General features: G+C 71.5%; 11 protein-coding genes and 1 pseudogene. 9 read left to right on the forward strand and 3 right to left on the reverse strand.

Annotated elements, in window-relative coordinates; all coding sequences use genetic code 11:
* Window positions 1-130 precede the first annotated feature (130 nt).
* The gene (locus G3I42_RS01055) at window positions 131-415 is read left to right on the forward strand and encodes a DUF3311 domain-containing protein (RefSeq protein ID WP_164281965.1); all 285 of its coding nucleotides are present in this window, start codon (window positions 131-133) and stop codon (window positions 413-415) included.
* A complete protein-coding gene (locus G3I42_RS01060) occupies window positions 412-1,920 on the forward strand; it encodes a sodium:solute symporter family protein (RefSeq protein ID WP_164281966.1) in 1,509 nt (502 codons plus the stop codon). The genes G3I42_RS01055 and G3I42_RS01060 overlap by 4 nt, the downstream gene beginning before the upstream one ends.
* A gap of 76 nt (window positions 1,921-1,996) precedes the next feature.
* Here the strand turns inward: G3I42_RS01060 and G3I42_RS01065 are convergent, their stop codons facing one another.
* Entirely contained in the window at window positions 1,997-2,857 is an 861-nt protein-coding gene (locus tag G3I42_RS01065; RefSeq protein WP_164281967.1) for an aquaporin, read from the reverse strand.
* A 269-nt stretch (window positions 2,858-3,126) separates the two neighbouring features.
* On the opposite strand from G3I42_RS01065, the gene G3I42_RS01070 reads away from it, so the two are divergent.
* Window positions 3,127-3,672, forward strand: a complete 546-nt coding sequence (locus G3I42_RS01070; RefSeq protein WP_164281968.1) for a GNAT family N-acetyltransferase — start codon at window positions 3,127-3,129, stop codon at window positions 3,670-3,672.
* Between the two features lie 88 nt (window positions 3,673-3,760).
* Here the strand turns inward: G3I42_RS01070 and G3I42_RS01075 are convergent, their stop codons facing one another.
* A complete protein-coding gene (locus G3I42_RS01075) occupies window positions 3,761-4,444 on the reverse strand; it encodes a glycerophosphodiester phosphodiesterase family protein (RefSeq protein ID WP_164281969.1) in 684 nt (227 codons plus the stop codon).
* A gap of 523 nt (window positions 4,445-4,967) precedes the next feature.
* On the opposite strand from G3I42_RS01075, the gene G3I42_RS01080 reads away from it, so the two are divergent.
* From G3I42_RS01080 to G3I42_RS01090, 3 genes are read left to right on the forward strand one after another with little or no spacing between them, the layout of a single operon-like run.
* Window positions 4,968-6,365, forward strand: a complete 1,398-nt coding sequence (locus G3I42_RS01080) for a DUF6421 family protein (protein ID WP_164281970.1) — start codon at window positions 4,968-4,970, stop codon at window positions 6,363-6,365.
* Window positions 6,362-7,162, forward strand: a complete 801-nt coding sequence (locus G3I42_RS01085) for an SDR family NAD(P)-dependent oxidoreductase (RefSeq protein WP_164281971.1) — start codon at window positions 6,362-6,364, stop codon at window positions 7,160-7,162. Before G3I42_RS01080 ends, G3I42_RS01085 begins: the two co-directional genes overlap by 4 nt.
* Before the next feature lie 5 nt (window positions 7,163-7,167).
* Complete coding sequence (locus G3I42_RS01090) at window positions 7,168-8,229, forward strand: low specificity L-threonine aldolase (protein WP_343244411.1); 1,062 nt, start codon at window positions 7,168-7,170, stop codon at window positions 8,227-8,229.
* A gap of 142 nt (window positions 8,230-8,371) precedes the next feature.
* Here the strand turns inward: G3I42_RS01090 and G3I42_RS01095 are convergent, their stop codons facing one another.
* Window positions 8,372-9,100, reverse strand: a complete 729-nt coding sequence (locus G3I42_RS01095; RefSeq protein ID WP_164281973.1) for a lysophospholipid acyltransferase family protein — start codon at window positions 9,098-9,100, stop codon at window positions 8,372-8,374.
* A gap of 483 nt (window positions 9,101-9,583) precedes the next feature.
* Between G3I42_RS01095 and G3I42_RS01100 the strand changes: the two genes are divergently transcribed.
* The 3 genes and pseudogenes from G3I42_RS01100 to G3I42_RS01110 all read left to right on the forward strand — a co-directional run.
* Window positions 9,584-9,904: a thioredoxin family protein gene (locus tag G3I42_RS01100; RefSeq protein WP_343244412.1), complete on the forward strand. Its 321-nt coding sequence runs from the start codon at window positions 9,584-9,586 to the stop codon at window positions 9,902-9,904.
* A 243-nt stretch (window positions 9,905-10,147) separates the two neighbouring features.
* A complete protein-coding gene (locus G3I42_RS01105) occupies window positions 10,148-10,933 on the forward strand; it encodes an electron transfer flavoprotein subunit beta/FixA family protein (protein ID WP_164281975.1) in 786 nt (261 codons plus the stop codon).
* Window positions 10,934-10,989: 56 nt separating this feature from the next.
* Window positions 10,990-11,438 (forward strand): annotated as a pseudogene (locus G3I42_RS01110) (electron transfer flavoprotein subunit alpha/FixB family protein); the annotation flags it as partial.

Genomic DNA, 11,438 nt, shown 5'->3' on the forward strand with positions numbered 1-11,438 from the left:
GCCTTCCCCGTCCCCCGTACCAAGATCGTCGGGTTGACCCCGCCCCCGCGCCGGGGAAGAGTACGCCCGGCCCCGCTCCGCGCGAGGCCGCCGTCCCCCGCAGCCCCGCCCACGAAGGACCCCGATCCCCATGCCCCCCGCACCTCCTGACGAGGCGCCCGAGACCACCCGCGTGCGCCGTCCCGCACTGTGGCTGCTGCTCGTGCCCGCGCTGCTCTACGTCCTCGCCCCGCTCGTCGCCAACCGTGTCGAGCCGCGCGTGTTCGGCCTGCCCTTCCTGTGGGCCTGGGTCATCGGCGCCACGATCCTGAGCCCGCTCCTCATCTGGCTCACCGCCCGCCTCGACCCCGTCTACCGCGCCGGCGCCCCCGAACCCCTCGCGGGCGACACCACCACGGAAGGGCGCCGGCCATGAGCGGCTCCGCCGTCCTCGCCACCACCGTCTTCGGCCTCGCCATGGTGGCCACCGTCCTCATCGGCCTGTGGAGCGCGCGCGGGCGCGCCAAGGGTCTCGCCGAGTGGTCCCTGTCCGGGCGCGGCCTCGGTGTGCTCTTCGTGTGGGTCCTCATGGCGGGGGAGACGTACACGAGCTTCTCGTTCCTCGGCACCGCCGGGTGGACGTACTCGATGGGCTCGCCGATCCTCTATCTCGTCGCCTATCTGACGGTCGGTTTCGCCGTCGCGTACCTCGCCGGCCCCGCGCTGTGGACCTACGCGGGCCGCCACCGCCTCGTCTCCATCGCGGACATCGCCGAGCACCGCTTCCGCTCCCGCCCGCTCGGCATCCTCGTCGCCCTCGTCGCGACCGTCTTCCTCGTGCCCTACATCCAGGTGCAGATCCAGGGCATGGGCGTCGTCGTCAACGCCATGACCTACGGCAGCGTCGACCTCAAGGTGGCGGCCGTCGTCTCCTTCGTCGTCGCCGAGCTGTTCGTCCTCGTCTCGGGGCTGCGCGGCTCGGCATGGGTGAGCGTCTTCAAGGACGTGCTCGTCATCGGCAGCGTCGTCTTCCTGCTCGTCTACATCCCCGCCCACTACACCGACGGCGTCGGCCACCTCCTGGACCGCATGGTCACCGAGAAGCCCGAGTGGCTCACCTTCCCCGGGCACGCCTCGGGCGGCAAGGGCGCCGCGTGGTTCATCAGCACGGTGCTCCTCAACGCCGTCACCATCACCGTCTTCCCGACCACCGTCTCCGGCTACCTGAGCGCGGGCAGCGCCAACGCCCTGCGCCGCAACTCGATCCTGCTGCCCTGGTACCAGCTGCTGCTCTTCATCCCCATGACGGTCGGCGCGGTCGCGCTCTTCGCCCTGCCCCAGCTCGGCAACCCCGACCTCGCCCTCTACCGCCTCGTCACCGACTCGCTCCCGGCCGGGGCCGTCGCCGTCATCGGTGTCGCGGGCGCGCTCTCGGCGATCGTGCCGATGAGCGTCTTCATGCTCTCCATCGGCACCCTGTGGGGCCGTACCGTCCTCGGCGGTGGCAACGGCGCCGACCCGCGCCACCCGCTGCGCCACCGCGACGAGGCCGAGGCCACCCGCGCCGACCAGCGGGCCAAGACGCTCTCGCAGCTCGTCTGCCTCCTCGCGGGCCTGCTCGCCCTCCTCGGCGCCCTCATCCACCCCAGCACCCTCGTGGAACTCTCGGTCCTGTCGTACGAGGGCATCGCCCAGCTCGTGCCCACCGCGCTGCTCGCGCTCTTCTGGCCCCGGCTCGGCAAGAGCGCCGCCGTCAGCGGCATGCTCGTGGGGCTCGCCGTGATGACCCTGCTCTGGGCCACGGACCACGACCCCTGGCACGGCGTCAACGGCGGCCTCCTGGCCTTCGCCGCGAACCTCCTGGTCCTGCTCGTCGTGACCGCGTTGCGGCCCGCCGCGCCCGACGCGGCCCCGGCCCCCGCTCCGGCGGCGCGGGACTGAGAGCGCCGGACCGGTACGCGTGGGGGCCGCCCCGGCCGGGGCGGCCCCCACGCGTACGACGGCTGTCACACCCGCCTCACTCCAGTCGCTTGTCCCGCTCCTCCGCCTCCGCGGCCTCCGCCGACGCGGCGGCGGAGCCGGCGGGGGCCTCCGAGGCCGGGACCGGCGGGACGTCCGCCGTGGCCTGGTGCGGCAGGCCGTGCGTCAGGAAGTGCACGATCACGGCGATCACCGCGCCCGCGAGCGGGGCGACGAGGAAGAGCCACACCTGGCTCATCGCGTTGTTGTCCGCGAAGATCGCCGGGCCGAGCGCACGCGCCGGGTTGACCGAGGTCCCCGTGAGCGGGATGCCGAGGAGGTGGATGACCGCGAGGCTCAGGCCGATGGCCATCCCCGCGGGCCCCTTGGCGCCCTTGCCGTGCGTCGTGCACAGCACCACGAAGACCAGCAGCGCCGTCAGGATCGTCTCGGCGAGGAACGCGCCGCCCGCAGAGATGTGCACGAGCGAGTTCGCGCCGTACCCGTCGGTGCCGAAGGACCCGCGTCCGGCCGCCTTGAAGACCGGCACCGAGTTCGCGAGCCAGGCCAGGAGCGCGGCACCGGCGGCACCCCCGGCGAGCTGCGCCACCCAGTAGCAGACACCGGTCAGCGGCGAGATCCGGCGGCCGAGCACCATCCCGAACGTGACCGCCGGGTTGACGTGGCAGCCCGAGATCGGGCCGATCGCGTACACGAGGGCGAGCAGGACGAAGCCGAAGGCGAGCGCGATGCCGAGCACCCCCACGAAGGGCTTGGCGAAGATCGCCACCCCCACCGCGAAGAACACGAGCGCCAGAGTGCCGAAGAACTCGGCGGCGAGTGCGTGCGGATCGACGTCGAGGGCGGCCGGCCGGCTTCTCGTGGCCGAGGGCGCGTCCCGGGTGGCAGTTGTGCTCATGACATCCCCTTCGCGGGTGAGCGAGAGCCGGGACGAGCGGACGGCGCGCGTCACCGATGACGACGCCGATGTGGCTTACGTCCCATTTATGACTGTTCGACCGTATCGCTCCGATCGGGTGATGTCGCGCGGAGTGGCGGCGGAGGGGTGACCGCACGCGGGCGGGGCGCCGGTACGGGGCGGAGCCCGCCCCGACACGGCGGCGGGCGCGCTCGTTACCCTGGACGCCGCCCGCCCCCCCGTGCCTCCGCCCGAAAGGCCCGCCCGCCATGACGACCCTCCCCGCACCCGCCGGTCTCGCCTTCCGTCCCGCCGGGCCCGCCGACGTCACGGACCTCGTGGCCCTCGTCGAATCCGCCTACCGGGGTGACAGCAGTCGCACGGGCTGGACCACCGAGGCCCACCTCCTCGAAGGGCAGCGCACCGACCCGGAGTCGCTGCGGGAGGTCATGGAGATGCCGGGAACGGTGCTGCTCGCCGTCGAGCGCGCGGGCGAACTCGTCGCCTGCTGCCAGGTCGCCCGCCAGGAGGGGCACGGGTACTTCGGCATGTTCGCCGTGCGCCCGGGACTCCAGGGCGCGGGCCTCGGCAAAGCGGTGCTCGCCGAGGCCGAGCGCATCGCCCGCGAGGACTGGGGGCTCACCGAGATGCACATGACGGTGATCTCGGCCCGTGAGGAACTGGTCGCCTTCTACGAGCGGCGCGGCTACCGCCGTACCGGCGTACTGACCCCGTTCCCTTACGACGACGAGCGCTTCGGGCTCCCGCAGCGGCCCGGACTCGCTTTCGAGCTGCTGATCAAGCCGCTGGTCTGAGCCGCCCGGTGCGCGGGGCGGGCCGCGTACGCGCCTGTTCCAGGCGGGGCCGCCCACCGCCTTGTTCCGCGCGTGCGGCTCAGGCCGCTCAGGAAACCTTGTGCGCCGCCCGCACGATCTCCGGCTCGTCCGTCGTCACGCCGTCGAGCCCGAGCGCGCGGGCGAGCGCGAAGCGCTCCGGCGTGTTCACCGTCCACGCCGTGACCCGCAGCCCCGCCTCGCGCGCCCGTTCCACCGTCTCCACCGTCAGCCGCCGGATGTTGAGCACGAGCCCCATCGCCCCGCACGAGGTGGCGCGCTCGACGACCTCCGGCCCGAAACGGCTCGCCACGAGGCACGTCCGGACACCGGGCACGAGGCGGGAGATCTCCACGAGCGCCTCGTCGTGGAAGGAGATCACCTCGACGCGCTCCACGAGATCCCGCGCGTGCATGACGTCCGCGAGGGCCTGTGCCGCCGCGACGTCCTTGATCTCGGCCTGGAGCGGCCCGTGGAGCGCGTCGAGCGCCTCCTCGAAGACCGGCACGCGCTCCCCGCGCCCCGCGTCGAGGAGGCGCAGCTCGGCGAGTGTCTGCTCCGCGATGCGTCCGCTGCCGTCGGTCGTGCGGTCCACTTCCGCGTCGTGCATCACGACGAGCGCCCCGTCCTTGCTCAGATGCAGGTCCAGCTCCACGAGATCGACCCCCTCCCGCTCGGCGCGGACGAAGGAGCGGAGGGTGTTCTCCGGCTCGACGCCCATCACTCCGCGATGACCGATGGCGAGGAAGGACACGGTGGACTCGCTTTCCGTTCAGGCGCTTGGCGCTCGCTGCGGGGCGGCGTCCCGCACTGCGCGGGGGCGCCCGGCTCGACCCTAGGCCCTGCCGCGTGACGGGCGGGTGGCGGGGAGGCGGCGTGTCCGTGCGCGTCGAGTCCGCTGATGCCGAGCAGGACGCCGGTCACGACGGCGCTCAGGACGAGGGTGCGGCGGGTCACGGGAGCCTCCGGGGGTGTACGGGACGGGTGCGTCGCTGAGCGTCGTACCGCCGCCGGAGGGGGACGGGCCGCTACCTCGCCCGTCCGTGGGCGCGCCACGTACCGCCCTTGACGCGGGGCCGCATGGCCGCGCTGCGGCGGAACCGGAGACTCGCGTTCGGCGAGAAACGGTCGGAACGCGCGCATGAACCCCGAGATCGCCGGAAAAACGTCGGTGCACAGCCGTGTGGGCGGGATTATTTCCCGAGGTGACCTTGTGGAGGCCCCGCCTGGACGCCTACGGTGGTCTGTACAGCGGTTTCTTCTGTGGAGGGTGTGGCATGACGGAGATTCTTGAACGGGCGACCCGGAAAGGGCACAAGGCTTCCGGTGAACGACTCGCCGACCAGCCCGCCTGGTACCGCCTGAAGGACGCCGTCGAACGCATCCGCCCCTGGCAGCGCAAGGACGGCTCGGTCGACTTCGACGCCGAGAACGCGCCCCGTGCCGACGAGGTCCGCGCGGCCGTCGAGGCGATGGTGACGGCCGTCGGGGAACTGGCCCCGCGCCTCCCGCACGACGCCGCCTACCTCGAAGCGCTCGTCCAGGACCTGCGCCGCTGGGCCGACGACGGCTTCCAGGTGCCCGACTTCCTCGACTCGCTCCTCGCCTTCCGGCCCGCCGCGCGCCGCGAGGACGGCCTCGAACACCTCGTCGTCTTCCCCATGTACACGCAGAACGGCAACCCCGACCGCAACTTCGAGGCCGTCGCCCTGCGCATGGTCTGGCCCGAGTGGCTCGCCGAGCTGGAGCGCACCCGCTACGACAACCCGCTCTTCTGCGGCATCACCTTCGAGGACTTCACGGCCGGCTACGACACCAACTCCGCCGTCCTCTTCCCCGAGACGATCGCGGTGCGCGAGGCCCCCGAGCGCTTCACCTGGGGCGGCATCTTCTGCGACCGCGAGGCCGCCCGCTTCCGCCGCGTGAGCGAGGCCGCCGTCGACGTCCTCGGCATCGAACTCCCCGACGACGTCCGCGCCCTCCTCGCCGACCAGGAACGCTGCCAGGAGGCGTTCGTCCTGTGGGACATGGTCCACGACCGCACCCACAGCCACGGCGACCTGCCCTTCGACCCCTTCATGATCAAGCAGCGGCAGCCGTTCTGGATGTACGGGCTCGAAGAGCTGCGCTGCGACCTGACCGCCTTCAAGGAGGCCGTCAAACTGGAGGCCGACGGCGTCGCCCAGGCACGCGACGTGCAGACCGCCGTCCTCTTCGACCGCATGTTCCGTTTCCCCGTCACGGGGGAGCGGCAGCGCAACTACGACGGTCTCGGCGGCCAGCTCCTCTTCGCGTACCTCCACAAGCACGACGTCGTGCGCTGGACCGACAACAAGCTCAAGATCGACTGGGAGCGGGCGCCGCAGGTCACCAACGCCCTGTGCACCGAGATAGAGACCCTTTACCGCGAGGGCATCGACCGCCCCAAGCTCGTCCACTGGTTCGCGGGCTACGAGCTGGTCTCGCGCTACCTCGCGCCGCACCCCGGCTCGCGCTGGGCCAAGGGCCCGGACGCGCTCGACCTCTCGCTGCCCCCGCGCAAACTCGTCGACGACGTGCTTCCCGACGAATTTCCGCTCAGCATGTTCTACGAGGCCCTTTCCAAGAAGCTCAAGCGCGTGATCGCCTCGACCCGGGGCATCACGGCGACGGGCCCGGAAGGCGCCGCCGCATGAGTAGTGAGGACGGCCAGGAGGTGACCGGCATGGACGGTTTCGAGAACAGCACCGGGAACGGTTCGCTGGAGGGCGCCGTCATCGCGGTCGCCGGAGCGGGCGGCCCCGCGGGGCACGCGACCCTGCTGCGCCTCGCACAGGCGGGCGCCACCGTGGTCGGCGCCGACGCCGATCCGGAGCGTCTCGCCGAGGGCGTCGACGCGGCCCGGTACGCGCACGGCGGGGCCACGGTCACCGCGGACACCGTCGACCTGCTCGACGGCCCCGCGACGACCGCCTGGGCCGAGGGCATCCGGAAGGAGTTCGGCCGCATCGACGGCCTCGTCCACCTCGTGGGCGGCTGGCGCGGCTCCGCCTCCTTCGACGCCACCGACCTCGCCGACTGGGACTTCCTGGAGAAGCTCCTGATCCGCACGGTCCAGAACACCTCGCTCGCCTTCGACGAGGCGCTGCGCCGCAGCGACCGGGGACGCTACGTCCTCATCAGCGCGGCCGGCGCCTCGAAGCCCACCTCCGGCAACGCCTGCTACGCCGCGGCCAAGGCCGCCGCGGAGGCGTGGACCCTCGCCCTGGCCGACTCCTTCCGCAAGGCGGGGGGCGAGGCCGGCCCGAGCGCGGCGGCTGCCATCCTGGTGGTGAAGGCGCTGGTGAACGACGCGATGCGTGCCGAACGTCCCAGCGCGAAGTTCTCGGGCTTCACGGACGTCAAGGACCTCGCCGAGGCCGTGGCCGGCGTCTGGGAACGCCCCGCACAGGAAGTGAACGGACAGCGCCTGTGGCTGACCAAGAAGCCCTGACCGAGGTGGGCACAGCGACCCGCCGCCACCACGACCCCGCGATACGCGGCTTCGCCAGCGACAACTACGCCGGCGCCCACCCGGAGGTCCTCGCCGCGCTCGCCGTCGCCAACGGCGGGCACCAGGTGGCGTACGGCGGCGACGCCTACACCGAGCACCTCCAGGTGATCATGCGGGACCTCTTCGGCCCGCGCGCCGAGGCGTTCCCCGTCTTCAACGGGACCGGCGCCAACGTCGTGTCCCTCCAGGCCGTCACCGACCGCTGGGGCGCCGTCGTCTGCGCCGACTCCGCGCACATCCACGTGGACGAGGGCGGGGCGCCCGAGCGCGTCGGCTCGCTCAAGCTCCTCACGGTGCCGACCCCGGACGGCAAGCTCACCCCCGAGCTGATCGACCGCGAGGCGTACGGCTGGGACGACGAGCACCGCGCGATGCCGCAGGCCGTCTCGATCACCCAGTCAACCGAACTCGGCACGCTCTACACGCCCGAGGAGATCGCCGCGATCTGCGCGCACGCCCACGAGCGCGGCATGAAGGTCCACCTCGACGGCTCCCGCCTCGCCAACGCGACGGCGGCCCTCGGCGTCCCGGTCAAGGCGTTCACCACCGACGCGGGCGTCGACCTGCTCTCCTTCGGCGGCACGAAGAACGGCATGGTCTTCGGCGAGGCCGTCGTGGTCCTGGACCCCGACGGCATCCGTCACATGAAGCACCTGCGCAAGCTCTCGATGCAGCTCGCCTCCAAGATGCGCTTCGTCTCCGCCCAGTTCGAGGCGCTTCTCGCCGACGGCCTGTGGCTGCGCTCCGCCGCCCACGCCAACGCGATGGCCCAGCGGCTCGCCGCCGGAGTGCGCGAGATCGACGGCGTCGAGATCCTGTACCCCGTCCAGGCCAACGGCGTCTTCGCCCGTCTCCCGCACGAGGTCACCGAACGCCTCCAGAAGCGCTACCGCTTCTACTACTGGGACGAGGCCGCGGGTTCGGTGCGCTGGATGTGCGCCTTCGACACGACCGAGGACGACGTGGACGGCTTCCTCGCGGCTCTGCGCGAGGAGATGACGCGCTGAGCCCGCGCCGACCGGCCCCGGCACCTCGGCCCTGACACGAACAACGGCCCGGCCCCCACCTGGGGACCGGGCCGCTTTCCGTGCGCGCGCCCGCCTTCTCCCGTACGAGCGGTGGTACGGGGACGACGGCCTCGCGCCGCGCTCAGCCGGCCTGCGCCTTCGCGGCCTCCGCCGCCGTCGGGGCGCTGCCGCCGAGGTGCGCCGGCATCCACCAGCTGTCCTCGGGGCTCTTCGGCCGCGCCGGGTAGGCGCGCTGCGCCGCCTCCAGCAGCTCCTGCACGTGCTCGCGCAGGCGCCGCGTGAGCGTGCCCGCGTACTGGTCGGCGGGGGCGTGGAAGCGTTCGCCGATCCGCATCGTGATGGGCAGGTGGGAGCGCTTCAGATTGCGCGGCCGCCCCTTCGTCCACATCCGCTGCGTCCCCCACAGGGCCATGGGCACGAGCGGCACCCCGGCCTCCTGGGCGAGCCGCACGGCACCCGTCTTGAAGGACTTGAGCGTGAACGACGGCGAGATGGTGGCCTCGGGGAAGACCCCCACGACCTCGCCGGCGCGCAGCGAGTCCAGCGCGTGCGCGAAGGCGTTCTCGCCCTGCTTGCGGTCCACCGGGATGTGCTTCATCCCGCGCATGAGCGGCCCGGAGATCTTGTTCTGGAAGACCGACTCCTTGGCCATGAACCGCACGAGCCGCTTCTGCGGCAGAGCGGCGAGGCCGTCGAAGATGAAGTCGAGGTAGCTGATGTGGTTGCTGACGAGGACCGCGCCACCGGTCCGGGGAATGTTCTCCGAGCCCTTGCAGTCGATTTTGAGGTCGAGCGCCGCGAACATCGTGCGCATGAGACCGATGACCGGACGGTAGACGAGCTCAGCCATGGGTGGCGAGGACCCTTCATCTCTGCCGGCCCCCGGGGACGAGCGGTCCGGCGTGAAGTTACGCAGCCGTAGGTTTGCGGCATTGCGCAGATCGTGCCCGATGAACGAACGAGGAGCCAGCCCTGGTGCCCGGAGCGCGGGAGATTCACGTCACGTCCGCTCCGGGAACCCGAGTCCCGCACCGGCCATCGGGCCTTCCCCCTGCTTTTCCCCGAACCCGCCCCGCCATGCGCGACGAACGCGGGCGGACACGTTTCCGGGCCCGGGAATCGGCCGCGTGGGGCGGGTGCTGAGAAAGTGGCAGGACGGAACGGGGACGGGTGCGGGTTCATGGCGAGGGAAGGCGGCGCGAGGCGCGTGCGCGAGCGGGATGGCGAAGGCGCGGCGGAGAGGCGGGCCGGGACCGCGGACAGCGAAGCCGAGGGAGCCGGGATCGCGGAGTCCGGGCCCGTGGTGCCGGGTGCCGCGGGGGAGGGGCACGCCCTGGACTGGGCGCGGCTGCTCGCGAGCGGCGGCCTGGGGGAGGCGCGGCTGGGGGAGCGGGCCACGCTCGTACAGTTCTCGACCGCCTTCTGCCAGCCGTGCCGGGCGACGCGCCGGGTGCTCGACCAGGTCGCCGGTCTCGTCCCGGGTGTCACGCACGTGGAGATCGACGCCGAGGACCATCTCGGCCTCGTCCGCGCCGCGGGCATCGACGCGACGCCCACCGTCCTCTTCCTCGACGCCGAGGGCCGCGAGACGCGCCGCGCGAGCGGGGCACCGCACCGCGATCAGGTGCTCGCGGCGCTCGCCCGGATGCTTTGAGGCGAGGTCTTCCCTTCGAGTGGCCCTCGGTGTGGCGCCGGTGCCGGGTCGGCGGCGGGCGTCTCCGGCGTTGGCAAGGTCACAGCGCAAAGCGCTTGCTCAGCGGGCAGGCTCTTTGTGTACTACTGGTGAGTAATATTTCGGTCGGAGCGCCCGCCGCCCCAGCCGGGATTCGCCACTTCAGGCGCCTATGCTGCGGGCAGGACGCAGCCGAGTAACCGACGATGCAGTAGGAGAGCCGGCGTGAGCTTGAGGATCGTTGTCTGTGTGAAGTACGTGCCGGACGCGACGGGTGACCGGCATTTCGCCGATGACCTGACGTTGGACCGTGAGGATGTGGACGGTCTGTTGTCGGAGTTGGACGAGTACGCGGTGGAGCAGGCGCTTCAGATCGCGGAGGCGGCCGATGACGCGGAGATCACGGTGTTGACGGTGGGTCCGGAGGACGCGAAGGACGCGTTGCGCAAGGCGTTGTCGATGGGTGCGGACAAGGGCATTCATGTCGAGGACGACGATCTGCACGGCACGGATGTGTTCGGGACGTCACTGGTCCTCGCGAAGGCGCTCGAGAAGGCCGGTTACGACCTGGTCGTGTGTGGGATGGCGTCGACGGACGGGACGATGGGTGTCCTGCCTGCGCTGCTGTCGGAGCGGCTGGGGGTGCCGCAGGTGACGCTGTTGTCGGAGGTCAGTGTCGGGGGTGGTGTCGTCAAGGGCCGTCGTGATGGTGACGCGGCCTCGGAGCAGCTTGAGGCGCAGCTTCCGGCGGTGGTCTCGGTGACGGATCAGTCGGGTGAGGCGCGGTATCCGTCGTTCAAGGGGATCATGGCGGCGAAGAAGAAGCCGGTGGAGTCCTGGGATCTGGAGGATCTCGATATCGAGGCCGGTGAGGTGGGTCTCGGGGGTTCGTGGTCGGTGGTGGAGGACGCGTCGGCGCGTCCGGCGCGTACGGCGGGGACGATCGTGACGGACGAGGGTGAGGGCGGCAAGCAGCTGGCCGAGTTCCTCGCGGGCCAGAAGTTCATCTGAGTCTCCCGTAGGTCCCGTACGGATTTCCTCTCTCTTCTCTCGCAGGAGTGCATGTCATGGCTGAAGTTGTTGTGTACGTCGATCACGTGGATGGCGCGGTGCGCAAGCCCACGTTGGAGTTGCTGACGCTGGCGCGTCGTCTGGGTGAGCCGGTCGCGGTGGCGCTGGGTGCGGGGGCCGGGCAGACGGCGTCCGTGCTGGGTGAGCATGGTGCGGTGCGGGTGCTGACGTCGGAGGCCGCGGAGTACGCGGACTACCTCGTGGTCCCGAAGGTGGATGCCCTCCAGGCCGCTGTGGAAGCGGTCTCCCCGGTTGCCGTTCTCGTGTCGTCCTCCGCCGAGGGCAAGGAGATCGCGGCGCGTCTGGCGTTGCGGATCGGGTCCGGCCTGATCACCGACGCGGTCGATGTCGAAGCCGGGGCGGACGGTCCGGTGGCGACGCAGTCGGTGTTCGCGGCGTCGTTCACGACGAAGTCGAAGGTGTCCAAGGGCATCCCGGTGATCAC

Source organism: Streptomyces sp. SID11385 (assembly GCF_010548245.1).
Lineage (GTDB): Bacteria > Actinomycetota > Actinomycetes > Streptomycetales > Streptomycetaceae > Streptomyces.